Origin of the sequence: Streptomyces tateyamensis (assembly GCF_003205575.1) — a bacterium.
In the GTDB taxonomy this organism is placed as follows: Bacteria; Actinomycetota; Actinomycetes; order Streptomycetales; family Streptomycetaceae; genus Kitasatospora; species Kitasatospora tateyamensis.
Genome location: NZ_PYBW01000008.1, coordinates 24,271 through 40,667, shown reverse-complemented (window position 1 = coordinate 40,667; position 16,397 = coordinate 24,271). Strand labels below are relative to the sequence as shown.

Here is a 16,397-nt window from a genome sequence, read left to right as displayed (position 1 = left end):
TGAGTACCATGACACTCGCCGCATAAGCACACAAACCAGTGTCTACCATTCGGGGGGAAGCCCCACTCGCTCATCTTCCCGTATGCCTTCCGGCACTTTGTACGTCACCCACCTGACCGAAGACGGAGTGGACCGGCGGTTCATCCAGCAGCAGGTCGGCCACGAGTGCGACAGCTCAACGGCGATCTACACCCACGTCAGCGACGACTTCATGAACACTGCCCTGCACAAGGCACTGGCCCCGGCGTTCTCCGGGGTCTGACGGAAGGACCTGACGATGACTGCCAAGCTCGACTACCGCTGGCACCTGCGCAAGGTGATGGCGGACCGCGGGATGTTCTCCACCACCGACCTCATCCCGCCGCTCGCCGAACGGGGCATCACCTTGTCCACGAGCCAGGTCTACCGGCTCACCGTCGAGCGCCCCGAGCGGCTGAGCCTGAAGATCCTCATGGCCCTGCTCGACATCCTGGACTGCAGCATGGACGACCTCATCGAGCCGATCGCCTCGGCCACCGCGGTGAAGAGGCCGAAGAAGGCCGCCGCCGCCGGCGCCGCGCCGCCGGCAGCGGACGGGCTCGGTGACCTGCGGCCCAAGCGAGCCCGGATCAGGGGCGTCGACCTGCCGTGACCACCACCGACCAGCCGGCCCGCGCGGTCACAGACCCTGTCGGCCTGATCACGGACCTGATCAGCCACGTCGAGAAGGACCTCGACCCTGCAGCCGTCCGGGCCGTGGTCATCGGCGTCGCCGGTGGCCGCGCGAAGTCGCGCCGGCTCGCCGAAGCCCTGGCAGCCGGGCCCAAGGTCCTGTCCGACGGCCGGTCTCCGGCGCCCCGGGCTATCGGTGACCTGCTGATCGCGCTCCGCAAGGCCGGAGCCACGACGATCTCGCCGCCGGTCTGCCGCGACTGCGGCAAGCACCTGCGGACCTTCCAGCGCCGAGGCCAGGACTGGTACTGCGGGGTCTGCGGCCAGGAGAGCGCCGAGTGCGCTGGCTGCGGAGCCACCCGTCGCCTCCACTCGCGTGACCGGGCCGGCCGACCGCGCTGTTCGATGTGTCCGGACGTCGACCCACGTGATCCGCTCGACGTCATCCACGAGGTGATCACCGCGATCAGTCCGGCCGCCGATCGGGAGGTCGTCGCCGGCGCGGTCCGCCGGTCCGCTCCCCGCCCCTCTTACCAGCAGAAACTGGCCTGGGCCCTGGAGGACAACCCCCGTCTGCTGACCGGCGAGGGGCACCTGGCTCCCCTTCGCGCGATCCCACAGTTCATCGACCTGCTGCACGCCGCCGATGTCGCCGGCATCATCCAGCCGGCCTGCCCTCGCTGCCAGCGCGTGGTCCGGATCGACAAGCCCCTCGAAGGACAGCGGGTCTGCCGCAACTGCATCGCCAAGTCCCGCATCGAGGAGTGCTCACGCTGCGGCGCCCGGCGCGAACCCGCCACGCGCGACGCCAAAGGCCAGCCGCTGTGTCCGAAGTGCCTGATCACGGACCCCGCCAACCTGGAGTCTTGCATCCTCTGCGGCAAGCGGCGCATGGTCAGCACCCGGACTCCCGACGGGCCGATCTGCCCCAACTGCCGCCCCCTACCCACACTGGTCTGCTCGATCTGCGGCCGCACCGCACCCTGCATGCTCTCGAAGCTGACCGGGCAGCCCCGCTGCGGCCGTTGCGACCAGCGAGAAGTGCACTGCACCGTCTGCGGACGCTTCCGGGACATCCACTCCGGCACCGTCGACGCCCCCGTCTGCGGCCCCTGCACGAAGCCGGACGCCGAACTCTGGCGCCCCTGCCCGACCTGCGGTGAGGCCGAACGGCTGACGACCCCCGGCCCCTGCCGCCGCTGCACGCTCAAGCAACGGCTCAACGACCTCCTCACCGACAAAACGGGCACCGTCCCGCCCAAGCTGCAGGCCCTCCACGACGCCCTGGCCAGCACCCAGCGGACGGCGACGCCATGAGCTGGCTCTCGAAGGGCATCGTCTCCACCGTCCTGTCCGACCTGGCCTCCGCCCGACGTCCCCTGACCCACGAGGCCCTGGACGAACTCCCCGACAGCAAGGTCGTCGAGCACATCCGCACCGTCCTCGTGGCCGCCGGCGCCCTTCCGGCCAGGGACGAGCAGATGGTCCGCCTCGAACGGCACGTGAAGGACCTCGTCGCCTCCCACACCACCCCCGAGGGGCGGCAGATCCTGCACCGCTACGCGACCTGGCACCTGATCCGCCGGCTTCGCCGCCGAAGCCGCGGCAACGACATCACACACACCCAGCTCAACGTCGTCCGTGTCCACCTGCGAGCCGCTGTCTATCTCCTGGACTGGCTCACGGACCAGGACCTGACCCTGGCCAGCTGCCGCCAGAGTGACCTCGACCGCTGGATGACCCGCGACGAGACCCAACTCCGAAGAGAAGCAGGCCACTTCGTGCGCTGGGCCCTCGCTCAGAAGATCGCCCGCGACCTGAGCTTCCCCGCTGTGAAGTGGAACGGCCCATCCCAGGCCATGGACGACGACGCCCGCTGGGCCACCGCCCGCCGTCTGCTGCACGATGACACTATCCGGACCGAAGACCGCCTGGCCGGCCTGTTGTTGCTCCTCTATGCCCAGTGGCCAGCGGCGATCTCCCGGCTGACCACCGGTCACATCGAGGAGACGGACGGGATCGTCCGCATCCGACTCGGCGACATCGCGGTCACCTTGCCCGGACCCATCGCCGATCTGGCCCTGAAGCAGGTCTCCGCTCGTCGCAGCCACGCGGTCCTCGCCCAGACCGGCTCCCCCTGGCTCTTCCCCGGCGGCCAGCCCGGCCGCCCGATCAGCGCCTGGGCCATGGGCGAGCGACTCCGCAAGCTCGGCATCCGGCTCGCTGAAACCCGCTCCACCGCCCTCTTCCAGCTCGCCACCGAGCTGCCCGCCGCGATCCTCGCCCGCACTCTCGGCATCCACATCAGCGTCGCCGTCAAGTGGCAGCGGGCCGCTGCCGGGGACTGGGGTGCTTACGCGGCCGAGGTCAGCCGCCGCCAGCCATGACGTCCATATCCAAGGCAAGGGAGCAACACAGATGCTGCTACGTAATGTTGAGCACGTCGACGTCGACGCCTACGTCCGGATGCGATGCGACCCTGTCATGATGGCCGAGCTGGGCGGCCCGCTGCCTCGCGAAGGCATGGAGGCGAAGGTCCACCGTGATGTTCAACGGGCGGCGGCAGGCACCGACTGGACCAAGATGATCGTGCCCGATGAGGCCGAGCCGGATGTGGTCGCGGGAACCGTGACCTTGTGGCCCCACGACGCAGACGGCGAGCGCATCTCCGAGATCGGCTGGATGGTACTGCCGGAGTTCCAGGGACGGGGACTCGGCAAGCAGGGCGTCCGCACGCTGCTGGAGCTGGCCCGCGACGACAGCAGGTGGGGGCTGATACACGCATTTCCGGCAACAACGAACGCCCCGTCCAACGGCATCTGCCGAACCCTCGGTTTCCGGCTCCTGGGCGAGCAAGACGTGACCTTCGCCGGTCGAGTCCTGCGAACCAACCACTGGGCTATCGACCCCCGCGTTGACCTGATCTAATAGCGGTCCGCAGCACCCACACGAAGCCCGAGGGCAGGGCATTCAGAGAGTTCCAATACCCGACTCCACCATTAAAGGTCTCACTGGAGAGGAAGCGGGAGGCCATCAAGACGATCCGCCTTCAAGTGGTGGACCGCAACGGTCGGCCCGCCCCGATGTCCTCCGCCACGGCCTACGAAGCCCGGTCGGTGGCCGTGCCGTTCGGCAACTGCACCGAGCCGAGCAACGTCAAAGCCGGCGGCAAGAGTTGTGCACTGCGATTCCAGTGCGCCGGGTGTGGATTCTACCGTCCCGACCCGTCCTACCTTCCCGCAATCGAGGAACACCTGCACGCACTGCGGTCCGACCGCGAGACCGCCCAGGCGATGGACGCCGCCCCGTTCGTCCTGCGCAACCTCGCCGATCAGATCAACGCCTTCACCGACGTCGCCGACACCATGCGCAACCGGCTGGAGGAGCTGCCAGTGGACCAGCGCGCCGAGATCGAGGAGGCCGGCAAGATCCTGCGCAAGGCCCGCCTTTCGGAAGGCCGGACGCTGCTGCCGCTCAGCGTGGTCCAACGCCGTGGCGATGCCCGGTGAGTCCGGGTCGAACCCCAGGGGATGTCCTGCGCGAGGCTCGACGCAGGGACAGTCGGGACAAGCGCGGGAAGGTTCTCTCCGCACTCAATGCCATGGTCGAGCGCGGTGAGTGCGTCACATTCACCGCGGTGGCCAAGGCCGCCGGGGTGTCGACATGGCTGGTCTATGCCGAGGGCGTCCGCGAGCACATCGAACGAGCCCGCAGCCGGCAAGCCGCCCGGAGCCACCGCGACAACCAGGCTGGGCTGACGGCCAGTCAGTCAAGCATGGCCACCGACCTGGAGCTCACGAGAGCCGACAACCAGCGACTGCGTGCCGAACTCGAAACGCTCCGAGAGACGGTCCGGCGCCAGCTCGGACAACAGCTCGACCAGCTGGGTGCCGCCGACCTTGCCGAGCGAATCGAGGACCTGACGCGGCAGAACCGTTCCCTGCGCGGCGAACTTGACGAGCTGAAGGGCTTGTACGCGGGGAGCCAGCGCCAGCTGGCCGAGACGGAGGACGATCTCAGCGCAGCCCGCGCCAGCCTTCGCCGCATGATCCGCAACGAGAACCGGCCGCTCTTTTGACGTTATGTCAGGGATGGGGAAGGGCGACGGCCGCCTGGCGGTGGGACCACCAGCCCCTGCCGCAGCAGCGTCCCGGGTGAGGGCGATGGGCCACCTCTGACGCCGACCGTCGGTACCGCAGGGCCTCCAGCGACTCCATGCTTCATGATGACCTGACAGCGTCAGAACAGGAGCATGATCATACTGTTGCTCCGATCGAGGGTTCCATGGTCTCTTTTGCGCAAGCCCTTCGATCGCCATGACTTCTCGGGGTATTTTCGCGGGTTCACCTTCCGGAATTTCCCCCTCCATAAAATTGGACCGCAAGAGAAATCTCAGATTCCCCTCAGATTTTCACACGAAGCATCGAACGTGCGTGTCTTGAGAGATAGGTTCCTTGTCACGGGCCGCCGCTCGATGGGAGGGGCGGCCGGGAGGGGAAGGAAATCGAGTTGCGCACTATAGCCGTAGGCGTGGCAGCCCTCGGGCTGATCCTCACGCCGCTGGCGGGCACTGCGTCCGCCGCGAGCGGTGAGGACCTGGCCGGCGAGCAGGCCGTGGTCCTGAAGGTGGATGCCGCGCAGGACAAGGCCGCAGCCATCAAGGCGCTGTCGGTCCACGAGCGGGACCTGCTGCAGCAGTCCGTGAAGCACATGACGCACAACACCGGCACCAAGGTGGTTCGTACGGGACAGGCCACCCGAGTGGGTGGCGCCGCAGGCGCCGCCTCTCCGAACGTGGTCCACCCCGACAGCGGTGGCTGCTGGAGCCAGTACTGGTACGACGACTGGTACGACTTCACGGTCAAGACCGGTTCGACCTGGATGGAGGCCGACTGGTGCAGCAACGGCTCCTCGATCACCAGCTACTACACGACCAACGTCGGTGCCCAGGGGGCGGGCACCAACTCGTACGAGGGCCTCAGCAACTCCGGCTCCCGCAACGTCGGCTGGGAGGTGCGCCAGTACCAGTCGTTCCACTTCAACTTCTGGGGGGTTGACGCGTACCCCTGCATGCAGATCCGCGGTGGGGCGACCGGCCTCTACTCCGAGCAGGAGAGCTGCAACGTCGGCTAGTACCGATCTCGCGGACGCAGTGCCATGATGGCTTGGAGAAGAGGATAGGAAAGGGGAGGACGTGTTCAGTACCGCGCAGTGGCCCGTTGTCTGGGTCGGTGTCCTGTTGATTTTCGCGAGCATTGGACTTGTCCTGAATCTGCGGATGCGCAGGAGTTCGCGTTCTGACCACACGCGCCGTCGCACCTACCTGGAATGGCTTCCGGGGCTGGTCGGCCTGCTTGCGGTCGTGGGAGAACCTCCCCGGATCCTGGGTGCGAGCCGCGGTGTCCTCACTGTTACTGACAATATCGGCCGCGTGATCATCGTGGGCATTCTCGTACTGCTTCTCTACGGGGGGATTGTCCTGATCCGTCGTGTCCTCAGGGCAGTTTCCAGGCTGCGGCGGACACCCCCCGCCTCGTGACCTGTTGATGCGTCACCAGGAAGGTCCCCGCCGGCGCGCAGGCGGGGACCTTCCGCGTTCCCTGGACAGCAACTCTCGAGACCGGGTTCGTCCTGTTCGGGTGGCGGGAGTGGACACGGAAACCAGTCCCGCTCCCCTCCCGACCACCCGCCCCCTCAGCGAGGGGCCGATCAGGTCCATGCGACCCATGCGCAGACTCACGATGCGCACGCGCCGGACACTACGAATGAGGTACGAGTGCAGGCTGGGTCGACGCCACGGTGGATCCTGCACTGTCAGCGGCGATGATCTTCGTAGGGTCAGCAGCAGACGGCCACCACGCGAAGTAGTAGCCGTCACGCACACTCGCGGTGACGTGCCGCCCATCGGACGTCTCAACCGTGACTGCGGCTCCCGAAGGCGACAGCCGGCCGTAGACGTACCGCGCCGCATCTGATCCTGAGGTCTTCCCCCCGTTTCCGGTCACCGCGAGCACCTGACCAGGATCAAGGGTCGGCGAATCGGTGTACCCCGCGATCCAGCTGTGCTTGCCGCTGACGCACACCGCGATGCGATCGGGCGAGCCGAGCAGAACGGCGGAGAAGGCTCCGCGTTGCTCGGCGAGAACCGGGGCCATGGCCGGCGGCTGCTCTGCCGGCGGATGCGGCAGCCGCTGGTTGCATGTCTGGCCCAACTCCTCCACCTGCGCGGCGGCGACAGCACTCGGGCTGGGGGTCCACGAAGCGTAGGCGGGGTCCGCGCCTGACAGCGTTCCGACGGCGACCCACCCGCACACGCCACTGGCGACCACCGCGGTCGCCGTGACCAAACGCCAGGAACGGCGCGTCGACCGAGCCCCGCTGAGGGAGGGCACCTGCTGGATCTCTCCCAGCAGGGCGCGCAGGCGAAGTTCCTTGCGGGCGTCGGAGAGCGCCCGGGCAGTCGGCAGTTGGTCTTGGATCATGACAACTCCTCAAGAGAAGGCTGGGCCAGCAGGGCAACGGGCGAGGGTGCGGCATCCTGGTCAAGTTGCCGTAGCCGCGCACGCGCGCGCGACAGGCGGGACCGCACCGTGCCCACCGCAACTCCGAGCGCGGCCGCCGCCGCCCCGTAGTCCAACTCGCCCAGCACGCACAGTTCCAGGACGTCCCGCTCCCTGCGAGGAAGCGCCCGCAGGTTCTCGCGCAGCCGGCGCATCCGGTGCTCGTCGTCCATCCGCTGGGCGACATCATCGGCAGGGTCCGGAACCTGCAGTAGGGCGGGAAGGCGCCGCAGCGCAGCTTGATGGCGGGTCAGCGACCGGTGATGCTTCTGCGTGCTGCGATGGGCGATGCCGAACAGCAGAGGCAGGGCGGAGCCGCTCTCCACGGACAGCCTCTGACGGCACCGCCAGGTCTCCATGAAGACGACGGAGACCAAGTCCTCAGCCGCCGACCAGGAGGCTGTCCGCCGAAAGCAGTACGTGTAGACCGCATCGGCGTGCCGGGTGAACAGGACACCGAAGGCATCGGCATCCCCATCGCGGGCTCGCGCCCAGAGCGTGTCGTCCGTCAACGAGTCGTCCTGCGTACCGTCCATGCCCTTATATACCCGCAGTCTCGAACGAGTTCCCGCTCTGGCGGTGTCTCTTGGCCCGATCCGCTCAGGTCGATATGCCTTACGTACCTAGCTGCGAGAGTAGCCACCTACCTGCAGGAGGAGTTGACAACCCTAGATAACGATGGATCCGCGCGCCGAGCACCGCATCTTCGCCAACCTGCGCGCCGTGGCCCGGGACCGCGCGGTGGTGCTGGTCACCCACCGGCTGAGCAACGTGGAGATCGCCGACCGGATCGTGGTGCTCGACCACGGCCGGGTGATCCAGCAGGGCAGCTTCGCCGAGCTGGTCGCCGACCGCGCAGGCAGGTTCCACGAGTTGTGGGAACTCCAGCACGACCGCAGCGGCCTGCCGGCGCAGCGGACCCCCGAGCACGACGCGCAGTCAGAGAAGTCAGAGAAGTCAGAGATGCCCGACTCGTGATCGATCCGGTGCCCGCGGCCCGCCCGCCGCCCGTCAGCCCAGCTCCGCCAGCAGCGCCGGGTTCACCCGCTCGACGATCGCCAGCACCGCCTCCCGGCCGGCGGCCGGCCACAGCAGCGCGCGGGCCGCCCGGTACTTGGCCGCCAGCCGCTCGCGCTGCTCGGCCGGCAGCGCAGCCAGCCGGTCGGGGTGCGAGTTGTGCGCGTTGTCCGAGATCTTCACCAGGGTGGCCAGCCGGTCCGCGGTGACCGCCCGCACCCGCTCCAGGTACTCCTCGCCCGCCACCTTCGTCACCGCCCGCACCGCGGCCACCACTTCGGCCGGTACCCCGGCGGCCAGCAGCTGGTCCGCCGTCACCGGGCTGTCCTCCAGCACGTCGTGCAGCCAGCCGGCCTGCTGCGCCCGCTCGCCGAACGGCGCCAGGCCGTCGGCCACCGCCCGCAGGTGCTCGACGTACGGCACGCCGAGCTTGTCCAGCTGCCCGGCGTGCGCCCGTGCCGCGAACCGCGCCACCTCGGCCGACGTCACCATGCCGCTCCCCCGTTCTCCCGCCGTGCCCGCCAGGCTACCGCCGGGCGCCGAACCGCCAGACCCGGCGCTGCGGCGGGACCAGCGCCCGTTCGTCAGCCGGGTCCGGGCCGGGCGCCGCCCAGCTCGGCCGCGGCGCGGCCGGTGGATCCGTCGGGGCGGTGTGGAAGAACTCCGCGTCCCGCACCCGGTCCAGCCGGGGCCGGGGCGCCGGGACCAGGTGCGGGATGTGCTTGGAGCAGTGGATGTAGGCCTCGTCCACGCTCAGGTGGACCCAGAACTCCACCCGCCGCCCGGGCGCCGTCTCCACCGGGAGCTGGGGGTGCGCCAGCCGCAGTGCGGCGTCCGGGCGCAGGTGGGCGGTGCCGTTGACGTGCAGGCCCAGGTGCTCGTGGGTGAAGTCCATGAAGAGCAGGCCCAGGTGGGGGTTCTCGGTGATGTTGCCGGCGCTGGCCAGCACGCCGTTGCCCTTGTACTCGGGGAAGGCCAGGGTGTGGTCGTCCAGCACCTGGACGAACCCGGGCGGCCCGGCCCGGAAGCTTGCGTCGCAGGCGCCGCCGGAGTCGGAGCTGGCCAGGAAGACCATCGACTGCCGGCCGATGAAGGTGCGCATCTGCGCGGTCAGCTGCGGGCGCACCTGGCGGCGGTAGAACTCGGCGGCCCGCTCCTCGGTGCCGTGCTCGCGCTGCAACTGGTGCTCGCCCGCCGAACCGAAGCGCTGGTGGGACTGAGGCTGGGTGGTCACAGGAGCTTCCTCAGGAGGTCGGTTCTTCGAGCGTGACGAACGGGTCGTGGTAGATCCGCTCCAGCGGCATCCCGGCCCGCATCAGCACCCGTCCGGCGGTGACGACCATCGGCCCGGGGCCGGCCAGGTAGGCGTCGTGCCGGTCCCAGGGGCCGGCCTCGGCGAGCACCCTGGGCAGGAAGCCGGGGCCGTCGTGCGCGTCCTGGTCGGCGATCGCGGCCCGCACGGTGAGCCACCGGTGCCGCTGGCCCAGCGCCAGCAGCTCGTCCAGTCCGTACATGTCGGCGGCGGTGCGGCTGCCGAGGAAGACGTCCATCCGCCGGCGCACCCCGTCCAGGGCCGCCTGCTCGATCAGCGCCCGGATCGGGGCCAGTCCGGTGCCGCCGGCCACGCAGACCACGTCCCGGGGCGAGCGCGGGTCGAGCACCATGTCGCCCTGGGCGCAGCCGAGCCGGACGGCGTCGCCGACGGCGGCCCGGCGCACCAGCGCGTTGCTGACCCGGCCACCGGTGACGGCGCGGACGTGGAAGGTCAGGGTGCCGTCGGGGCGCGGGGCGTTGGCGGGCGAGTAGTACCGCCAGACCCGGGGCGCCCAGGGGGTCTCCATGCTGACGTACTGTCCGCCGGTGAACGGGTACGGCTGGTCGGTGCGCACGGTGAACTCGGCCAGGTCCTGGCTGTGCCGGCGGTGGGCCACGATCCGGGCCGTCCAGCTGGCCGGGTGGACGGCGGCGTCGGCCTGGGCGGCCTGGTCCATCACCTCGGCGACGGTGGTGTAGGCCCGGGTCCAGGCGGCGGCGGTGTCCGCCGTCCAGGCGGGGCCGGCGAAGTGCGCCAGGGTGGCCAGCAGGCACTCGCCGACGGCGCCGTAATGGGCGGTCTCGGTGCCGAACTTGCGGTGGTCGCGGCCCAGGTGTGAGCAGAACGCGACCAGGTTGGCCGGATCGTCCACCAGCTCCACGACCATCAGCAGCGCCCGCAGCAGCCGGTCCTGTTGGGGATCCAGGTCCACCGGGAAGAGCTCGCGCACCTCGGGGTAGCGGTTGAACAGCGTGGCGTAGAAGTACCCGGCCAGTTGGTCCGCATAGGGCTCGAGAGCCGCCAGGCTGGCTCTGATCAGCTCCGGGTCCTCCGGCGGCGGCGGCGCCGAGCGCGGGGCGGCGGGCTGCATCGGCACCCTCGCCGCCGCTGCCTCCCCGGGCCCTGCGACGGGCGGGGCGACGGGCGGTACGGCTTGCCTGGCGCCCGCCGCCTGCTCGGTCGTCAGGACCTCGGCGGTGGAGCGTTTGGCACGGAACTTCACGGTATGGCTCTCCTGTCCAGCCCACCCCCGAGGACTGTCTGACCTGCGGCTTACCTGTCATAACGTGGCATGAATGGGTCAGATTCTGCCCATGAGTGGTGGACAGGATGCAAGCAGTGACCGGTGAAACTCTTGTGAAACGCTGAAAAGGCCACCGCCCGGACCGGAGCACGATGCCTACCCGGTCGGGGCGGTGGCGAGTTCCGCCGCTGGTCAGGTCCAGACCTGGACCCGCTCAGCGCCGGCGCAGCACCAACACCCCGTCAGTGAGCATCCCATGCTCGCCCTCGGGCCCGGCGGCCGGGCGCTCCACCGTCCCGGCCCGCTCGACCGCCACCTGGTCCGCGGACAGGCCGAGCTCGGCCAGGGTGTCCTGCGGGGTCGGGAACTCCATCTGGTGCCCGTGCTTGGACCACGGCGGCGCGGCGGCGTGGTCGACCACCAGCAGCACGCCGCCCGGCGCCAGCGCGGCGAACGCCCGGCGCAGCACCTCGGCCCGCGGGAAGTCCAGCGGCGACTGGAGGAACTGCGCGGAGACCAGGTCGAACCGGCCCTCGGGGAAACCCTTCGTCAGGTCCACCCGGTGGAAGCTGATCCGCTCCGCGGTGCCGGTCTCCGCGGCGTGCCCGGCGGCCCGGGCCAGGGCGGTGGCGGAGATGTCCGCCGCATCCACCTGCCAGCCGTGCCGGGCCAGCCAGACCGCGTCGGCGCCCTCACCGCAGCCCAGGTCGAGCGCGCGGCCGGGGGTGAGCGGCTCGGCGATCTCGGCGAAGACCGGGTTCACCTTCCCACTCCAGACCCGCTCGCGCTGCTGGTAGTGGCCCTCCCAGAACTCCTCGGTCTGCTGCTCGGTGGTCATCGCGGCTCCCGCCTCTCGTGCTCTCGGCTGTCTCCACGAGGCTGCGCCAGGACGGCCCCGGTGGCAAATACCGTTGCGGTTCCGGCAACGGCGGCGCGCCGCAGGGGGTGGACAGCCGGGCGGCGATGGGTCAGGCTTCAGCGCCATGACCGCACCCGTGCCCAGCAGGCCGCCGGCGGGCGGGCTCAGCGAGCTGGCCGCGGCCAACACCGCCACCGCCGAGGCGATCGGCCGGCTGCTGCGCGACGGTGCCGATCCCGCGCGGCCGATCCCGGGCGCAAGCTGGACGATCGGCGAGGGGGCCGCGCACCTGGCGCTGGCCAACCTGCTGATGGCGGAGCTCGCGGCCGGTGCCGAGCACCCGGTGTACGGGGACGGCACGCCCGGCGGCCTCGCGGCGGCCAACGAGGAGACGCTGGCCGCCTACCCGGAGCGCGATCCGGCGGTGCTGGCCGAGGTGATCGAGGAGCAGGCCCACGCCTTCGGCAGGGCGCTGGCCGCGCGCCCGGCCACGGACACGGTGCGTACCCCGATGGGCCCGATGGACCTGGCGGTCCTCGGCTCCTACCTGCTGACCCACCAGCTCGGGCACGGCTACGACCTGGCCCGCGCGCTGGGCCGGCCGCACATGATCGACCGTCAGCGGGTCGAGCTCTGCCTGCCGTTCCTGTTCCTGGCGATGCCCCGGGTGCTGGATCCACGGACCACGGCGGGCCTGCGGGCCGGCTTCACGGTCGGACTGCGGGGCGGTTCGCGGTTCGGGGTGGCGATAGCCGACCGGAAGGTGACGGTCAGCCAGGGCCCTCTGGCCGGCGCAGACTGCACCATCAGCTGCGAGCCGGTCACCTTCCTGCTGCTCGCCCTGGGCCGCCGCACCCCGCTGCAGGCGCTGGCCCGGCTGCAGACCCTGTCCTGGGGGCGCAAGCCATGGCTGGCGCCCCGGTTCCCGAGCTACTTCCCGGCTCCCTGAACCGGACGCCGACCGGCCAGTCCCGGGCCCCCGCCCGCGCTATCCCCGCCCGAACCGCCGCCCCGCCGCCAGCAGCTCCGGCACGCTCGCCAGCTTCACCCGCGGCCGCCCCAGCGCCGCCCCGCGGGCCCGCTCCACCCGGTCGATCGCCAGCAGCTCGCGCAGCCCCGTGGCCGCGGGCCGGCGCCGCCGCACCAGCCGGGCGAAGTCGGCCGCCGCGCCGACCGGCCCGGTGAGCAGGCCGGCCTCGGCGTCGTCCAGCAGCGCGTGCACCGTCTGCTCGGCGCAGGCGCGGTTGCTGCCTATCCCGCCCGCCGGGCCGCGCTTGGCCCAGCCGACCACGTACACGCCCGGGGCCACCCGCCCGTCCCGGTGCGCCAGGGTCCCGGCCGCCTCGTCGAACGGCAGCCCGGGCACCGGCGCCCCGCGGTACCCGATCGAGCGCACCACCAGCCCGGCCGGGAGCCGCTCGCCGCCGGCCAGCTCCACCCCGTCCCGGTGCAGCGCCACCGGCGGCGCGCCGAACCGCAGCACGATCCGCCGCCCGGCCGGCGGCGGCCGGTGCCAGTCCACCCGCTCGCGCGCCAGCCCGTCCAGCAGCGCGGCCTTGCCGCCCGCCGACTCCGCACCCGGCGCGTCCACCACCACAGAAACCCCCGCCAGCTGACGCAGCGCCAGGAACTCGGCCCTGGTGTACGCCGCGTGCTCCGGTCCGCGCCGCGCGAGCAGCACCACCTCCCGCACCTGCGAGTCGCGCAGCGCCGCCAGCGCGTGCTCGGCGATGTCGGTCGCGGCCAGTTGCCCGGGGTCGGTGACCAGGATCCGCGCCACGTCCAGCGCCACGTTCCCGTTGCCGATCAGCACCACCCGCTGCGCCGACAGGTCCACCGCGTCGGCCGGCACCGTGGGCTCGGCGTTGTACCAGCCCACGAAGGTGCTCACCGGCAGGGCGTGCTCCTCCCCCGGCACCCCCAGCTCGCGCTCGCGCCCGGCGCCCACGGCGTAGACCACCGCGTGGTGATGGGCGGCCAGCTCGTCGGAGGCCAGGTCCCGGCCGACCTCGACGTTGAGGTGCAGCCGCAGCCTCGGGTGGCGCCACAGCCGGCCGAAGCCGTCGCCGATCCGCTTGGTGGACGGGTGGTCGGGGGCCACCCCGTGCCGCAGCAGCCCGCCCGCCACCGGCAGCCGGTCGAGCACGGTGACCTGGGCCCCGGCCGACCGCAGCAGGGTCTGCACGGTGTACGCGGCGGCCGGCCCGGTGCCGACCACCGCGACCCGTAGCGTGCCGTGCTCACCCGCCAGGCTGCGCGGGAACTGCGGTTCACCCCACTCGTGGCCGGTCGGGTTCTCCTCGTAGTACTGCCGGTTGAGCTCCCCGTACCCCGCCAGCGTGCCGGCCAGCCGGTCCACCGGGTAGATCGCGTCCACCGGGCAGGCGTCCGCGCAGGCGCCGCAGTCGATGCAGGCGACCGGGTCGATGTGGAGCAGCTCGGCGGTGGCGAACCCGGGCTCCTCGGGGGTGGGGTGGATGCAGTTGACCGGGCAGACCGAGACGCAGGTGGCGTCGGTGCAGCAGGTCTGGGTGATCGCGTAGGCCACGGAGCGTCCTTGTGGGGTACGGGAAGGGCGGACGGAGCGTCAGAGCATGTTCAGCCGCTGGTAGACCGCCGACGAGGCGCGGGTCAGCAGGCCGGCCTCGCCCAGGAAGGCCATCAGGTGGGCGGAGCTGTTGCGCAGCATCGCCCTGCGGTGCGCGCTGGCCCGCACCTCGGCCAGCGCCCGCTCGGTGTCCAGGCCGGCAGCGGCGTAGACGCCCTTGTTGACCATGCTGGTGAGGATCACCGCCGCCGCGATCGCGACCCCGGTGGCACTGGTGCGCCGGCGCAGCGGGCCGGCGGCGCGCAGCCGCTCGCGGATCTCCTGGCGGGCGAACTTCATGTGGCGGGACTCCTCCACCACGTGGATCCGCGAGGTGGCCCGGACGATCGGCAGCACCTGCTCGCCGCGCATCCAGTCGCGCTGCATCACGTCCAGCACTTCCTCGGCCACCAGGATGCCGCCGTAGGCGAGTTCGCCGGAGGCCAGGCTCTTGAAGATCCGGCCGGCCTCGGCCACGGGCCGGTTCGGGCGGTAGGCGGGGGTGCCCATCTTCTCGCAGGCGCGGGCGAACATGATCGAGTGCCGGCACTCGTCGGCGATCTCGGTGAGGGCGAACCGGAACTCGGCGTTGCCGTGGTTCTTCAGGTACTGGTCCCGCAGGATCATCTGCTGCAGCACCATCTCGAACCAAATGCCGGTGCTCATGATCGAGCAGACCTCGTGCCGGGTCAGGGTGACCCGCTGCTCCTCGGTCATCTCCCGCCACAGCCGGGTGCCGTAGAGCGTGCTCCACTCCGGATTGAGCCCGTAGTGGGCCGGATCCAGCGGGGCGGCCCAGTCGACCTCCACCGCCGGGTCGTAGGAGAGCACCGCGGCCGAGTCGAGCAGCCGCTGCGACACGTCCTCGTCCGCCGTCGTGTGCCCGTGCCGCTGCCCGTCGCCGTGCAGGGCCGCCGTACCCGTCCTCGCCATGGTGCCACCTCCGTGCCGCGCTCCCACCGGGGTCTTATTGACGCACGGTACAATAAGACCGGAGGGCCGACCAGACCCTGTACGCCCTCTTCTTGACACACATTGGAAAAGTGTCGAGCCGGGCGGATGCGACGGGGATCTGACCCGCCATGACGGCCGCGCCGCCGCCCCGGAGCCTGACTTACCGTCACGACGCGCCCCGCTCCCGCACCCCCTGCGCGGTCGGCCATGACGACGACGCACGCCGCGAGCCCGCCGGCCGCCGGGGGCTGCCGGCCGGCAAGCATCCGGCGACGGCGCCCGCAGCCTGACTGTTCGTCAGACCGTTTTCAGCACCGGCTGGTCCGCCGGAGCCAGGGACTCCAGCCCGGCCCGCCGGACCACCCACGGCACCGCCGACCCGGTCAGCACGAAGACCGCGCCGAGCAGGAACCAGCCGGGCGCGCCCCAGCTGATGCAGAGCCAGCCGAGCAGCGCTGGCGCGGCCACCCCCGCGATCCCGCCGCCGAAGCCGAACACGCCGCTGTACTGCCCCTGAGCGTGGGCCGGCGCCAGCGCGTACCGCAGCTCGAAGGAGCCGGCCGCCTGCAGGATCTCGCCGAGCGTGTGCACCCCGACGCCCGCCAGCACCAGCACCGCCGCCGGCCCGCCGGGGAGCGCCCCGGTGACCGCCATCAGCGCCATCCCCGCCAGGAACGCCCAGCCGGAGCGGCGCCAGGCCCGGGCCGCGCTCGCACTGTCCGTGACGTGGCGGCCGATCCGCACCTGCAGCGCCACCACCAGCACCGTGCTCATCAGCCCGGTCGCCCCGACCACGAAGCGCGGGACGTGGGTGTGCCCGACGATCCACAGCGGCAGCGCGAACAGCACCACGTCGCCCTGCAGCGACATCGCGACCCGGCCCACCGGGACGCCGGAGAGCAGCCCCACCAGCCCGCCGATCCCCAGCCCGATGCCCACCTGGGCCACCGACAGGCCCACCACCCGGGTGTAGAACAGCGCCGCGCTCACCATGAACACGCTGCTGCCGAGCATGTTCACCCCGCTGGCCAGTGCCAGCGTCCGTCGCGGTCCGCGCTCCACCAGGATGCCGCGCTCCACCAGAGTCTCCGTCAGTCCCGTGTCTCCCACGTCTTCCCCCGTTCAACCGTCCGACCTGGGAGTATGGGGGCACGAACGATCTTGCGGGAAGTCGCGGGCCCCGCGGGGAAGATCACACCGGGGTCGGGAAC

The 16,397-nt window shown here is 71.1% G+C and carries 19 protein-coding genes and 1 pseudogene; 11 read left to right on the top strand and 9 right to left on the bottom strand.

The genetic code is table 11. The features are described 5' to 3' along the window. Positions 1 to 82 precede the first annotated feature (82 nt). The 9 genes from C7C46_RS01965 to C7C46_RS01930 all read left to right on the top strand — a co-directional run bounded on the left by C7C46_RS01965 (position 83) and on the right by C7C46_RS01930 (position 6,190). Positions 83 to 262 carry a tyrosine-type recombinase/integrase gene (locus C7C46_RS01965; RefSeq protein ID WP_342775358.1) on the top strand — a complete coding sequence of 60 codons (180 nt, stop codon included), beginning with the start codon at positions 83 to 85 and terminating at the stop codon, positions 260 to 262. A gap of 15 nt (positions 263 to 277) precedes the next feature. Continuing rightward, positions 278 to 631 carry a helix-turn-helix domain-containing protein gene (locus C7C46_RS01960; protein WP_110664926.1) on the top strand — a complete coding sequence of 118 codons (354 nt, stop codon included), beginning with the start codon at positions 278 to 280 and terminating at the stop codon, positions 629 to 631. Then, the gene (locus tag C7C46_RS35790; RefSeq protein WP_220040541.1) at positions 628 to 1,968 is read left to right on the top strand and encodes a hypothetical protein; all 1,341 of its coding nucleotides are present in this window, start codon (positions 628 to 630) and stop codon (positions 1,966 to 1,968) included. The genes C7C46_RS01960 and C7C46_RS35790 overlap by 4 nt, the downstream gene beginning before the upstream one ends. Then, entirely contained in the window at positions 1,965 to 3,038 is a 1,074-nt protein-coding gene (locus C7C46_RS35785; protein ID WP_220040540.1) for a hypothetical protein, read from the top strand. Before C7C46_RS35790 ends, C7C46_RS35785 begins: the two co-directional genes overlap by 4 nt. Positions 3,039 to 3,069: 31 nt before the next feature. Beyond that, positions 3,070 to 3,579: a GNAT family N-acetyltransferase gene (locus C7C46_RS01950; RefSeq protein ID WP_110664924.1), complete on the top strand. Its 510-nt coding sequence runs from the start codon at positions 3,070 to 3,072 to the stop codon at positions 3,577 to 3,579. Positions 3,580 to 3,767: 188 nt separating this feature from the next. Beyond that, positions 3,768 to 4,160 (top strand): hypothetical protein, encoded by a 393-nt coding sequence (locus C7C46_RS01945; RefSeq protein ID WP_146258959.1) that lies wholly within the window; start codon positions 3,768 to 3,770, stop codon positions 4,158 to 4,160. Then, positions 4,157 to 4,729 carry a DUF6262 family protein gene (locus tag C7C46_RS01940; RefSeq protein WP_181442142.1) on the top strand — a complete coding sequence of 191 codons (573 nt, stop codon included), beginning with the start codon at positions 4,157 to 4,159 and terminating at the stop codon, positions 4,727 to 4,729. The genes C7C46_RS01945 and C7C46_RS01940 overlap by 4 nt, the downstream gene beginning before the upstream one ends. 452 nt (positions 4,730 to 5,181) lie before the next feature. Then, positions 5,182 to 5,784 carry a hypothetical protein gene (locus C7C46_RS01935; protein WP_110664919.1) on the top strand — a complete coding sequence of 201 codons (603 nt, stop codon included), beginning with the start codon at positions 5,182 to 5,184 and terminating at the stop codon, positions 5,782 to 5,784. Between the two features lie 61 nt (positions 5,785 to 5,845). Then, entirely contained in the window at positions 5,846 to 6,190 is a 345-nt protein-coding gene (locus tag C7C46_RS01930; RefSeq protein WP_110664917.1) for a hypothetical protein, read from the top strand. Positions 6,191 to 6,410: 220 nt separating this feature from the next. Here C7C46_RS01930 and C7C46_RS01925 read toward each other — a convergent pair whose 3' ends face one another. Both C7C46_RS01925 and C7C46_RS01920 read right to left on the bottom strand, forming a co-directional pair. Further along, positions 6,411 to 7,133, bottom strand: coding sequence for a hypothetical protein (locus C7C46_RS01925; RefSeq protein ID WP_110664915.1), 723 nt, complete (start codon positions 7,131 to 7,133; stop codon positions 6,411 to 6,413). Beyond that, positions 7,130 to 7,747, bottom strand: coding sequence for an RNA polymerase sigma factor (locus C7C46_RS01920; protein WP_110664913.1), 618 nt, complete (start codon positions 7,745 to 7,747; stop codon positions 7,130 to 7,132). Before C7C46_RS01920 ends, C7C46_RS01925 begins: the two co-directional genes overlap by 4 nt. Positions 7,748 to 7,889: 142 nt before the next feature. Here C7C46_RS01920 and C7C46_RS01915 point away from each other — a divergent pair. Beyond that, positions 7,890 to 8,189: pseudogene (locus C7C46_RS01915) on the top strand (ABC transporter); the annotation flags it as partial. Positions 8,190 to 8,222: 33 nt separating this feature from the next. Here C7C46_RS01915 and C7C46_RS01910 read toward each other — a convergent pair. The 4 genes from C7C46_RS01910 to C7C46_RS01895 all read right to left on the bottom strand — a co-directional run bounded on the left by C7C46_RS01910 (position 8,223) and on the right by C7C46_RS01895 (position 11,624). Further along, positions 8,223 to 8,720 carry an HD domain-containing protein gene (locus tag C7C46_RS01910; protein ID WP_110664911.1) on the bottom strand — a complete coding sequence of 166 codons (498 nt, stop codon included), beginning with the start codon at positions 8,718 to 8,720 and terminating at the stop codon, positions 8,223 to 8,225. Between the two features lie 34 nt (positions 8,721 to 8,754). Next, positions 8,755 to 9,462 carry a pyridoxamine 5'-phosphate oxidase family protein gene (locus C7C46_RS01905; RefSeq protein WP_110664909.1) on the bottom strand — a complete coding sequence of 236 codons (708 nt, stop codon included), beginning with the start codon at positions 9,460 to 9,462 and terminating at the stop codon, positions 8,755 to 8,757. 10 nt (positions 9,463 to 9,472) lie between these two features. Continuing rightward, a complete protein-coding gene (locus C7C46_RS01900) occupies positions 9,473 to 10,765 on the bottom strand; it encodes a globin domain-containing protein (RefSeq protein ID WP_110664907.1) in 1,293 nt (430 codons plus the stop codon). A 235-nt stretch (positions 10,766 to 11,000) separates the two neighbouring features. Continuing rightward, entirely contained in the window at positions 11,001 to 11,624 is a 624-nt protein-coding gene (locus tag C7C46_RS01895) for a class I SAM-dependent methyltransferase (RefSeq protein WP_110664905.1), read from the bottom strand. Between the two features lie 145 nt (positions 11,625 to 11,769). Here C7C46_RS01895 and C7C46_RS01890 point away from each other — a divergent pair, with 145 nt between their 5' ends. Next, positions 11,770 to 12,594, top strand: a complete 825-nt coding sequence (locus C7C46_RS01890; protein WP_110664903.1) for a maleylpyruvate isomerase family mycothiol-dependent enzyme — start codon at positions 11,770 to 11,772, stop codon at positions 12,592 to 12,594. A gap of 39 nt (positions 12,595 to 12,633) precedes the next feature. Here the strand turns inward: C7C46_RS01890 and C7C46_RS01885 are convergent, their stop codons facing one another. The 3 genes from C7C46_RS01885 to C7C46_RS01875 form a co-directional block, all read right to left on the bottom strand. Beyond that, positions 12,634 to 14,193: an FAD-dependent oxidoreductase gene (locus C7C46_RS01885; RefSeq protein ID WP_110664901.1), complete on the bottom strand. Its 1,560-nt coding sequence runs from the start codon at positions 14,191 to 14,193 to the stop codon at positions 12,634 to 12,636. A gap of 39 nt (positions 14,194 to 14,232) precedes the next feature. Further along, a complete protein-coding gene (locus tag C7C46_RS01880) occupies positions 14,233 to 15,165 on the bottom strand; it encodes an AurF N-oxygenase family protein (protein WP_110664899.1) in 933 nt (310 codons plus the stop codon). Positions 15,166 to 15,483: 318 nt separating this feature from the next. After that, entirely contained in the window at positions 15,484 to 16,266 is a 783-nt protein-coding gene (locus C7C46_RS01875) for an MFS transporter (protein ID WP_220040539.1), read from the bottom strand. Positions 16,267 to 16,397: the final 131 nt, after the last annotated feature.

What these genes read in the sequence shown, in the direction of transcription:
- C7C46_RS01895 (WP_110664905.1), bottom strand. Translation starts at nt 11,624, where the DNA reads ATGACCACCGAGCAGCAGACCGAGGAGTTCTGGGAGGGCCACTACCAG.
- C7C46_RS01880 (WP_110664899.1), bottom strand. Translation starts at nt 15,165, where the DNA reads ATGGCGAGGACGGGTACGGCGGCCCTGCACGGCGACGGGCAGCGGCAC.
- C7C46_RS01925 (WP_110664915.1), bottom strand. Translation starts at nt 7,133, where the DNA reads ATGATCCAAGACCAACTGCCGACTGCCCGGGCGCTCTCCGACGCCCGC.
- C7C46_RS01950 (WP_110664924.1), top strand. Translation starts at nt 3,070, where the DNA reads ATGCTGCTACGTAATGTTGAGCACGTCGACGTCGACGCCTACGTCCGG.
- C7C46_RS01960 (WP_110664926.1), top strand. Translation starts at nt 278, where the DNA reads ATGACTGCCAAGCTCGACTACCGCTGGCACCTGCGCAAGGTGATGGCG.
- C7C46_RS35785 (WP_220040540.1), top strand. Translation starts at nt 1,965, where the DNA reads ATGAGCTGGCTCTCGAAGGGCATCGTCTCCACCGTCCTGTCCGACCTG.
- C7C46_RS01965 (WP_342775358.1), top strand. Translation starts at nt 83, where the DNA reads ATGCCTTCCGGCACTTTGTACGTCACCCACCTGACCGAAGACGGAGTG.
- C7C46_RS01920 (WP_110664913.1), bottom strand. Translation starts at nt 7,747, where the DNA reads ATGGACGGTACGCAGGACGACTCGTTGACGGACGACACGCTCTGGGCG.
- C7C46_RS01910 (WP_110664911.1), bottom strand. Translation starts at nt 8,720, where the DNA reads ATGGTGACGTCGGCCGAGGTGGCGCGGTTCGCGGCACGGGCGCACGCC.
- C7C46_RS01890 (WP_110664903.1), top strand. Translation starts at nt 11,770, where the DNA reads ATGACCGCACCCGTGCCCAGCAGGCCGCCGGCGGGCGGGCTCAGCGAG.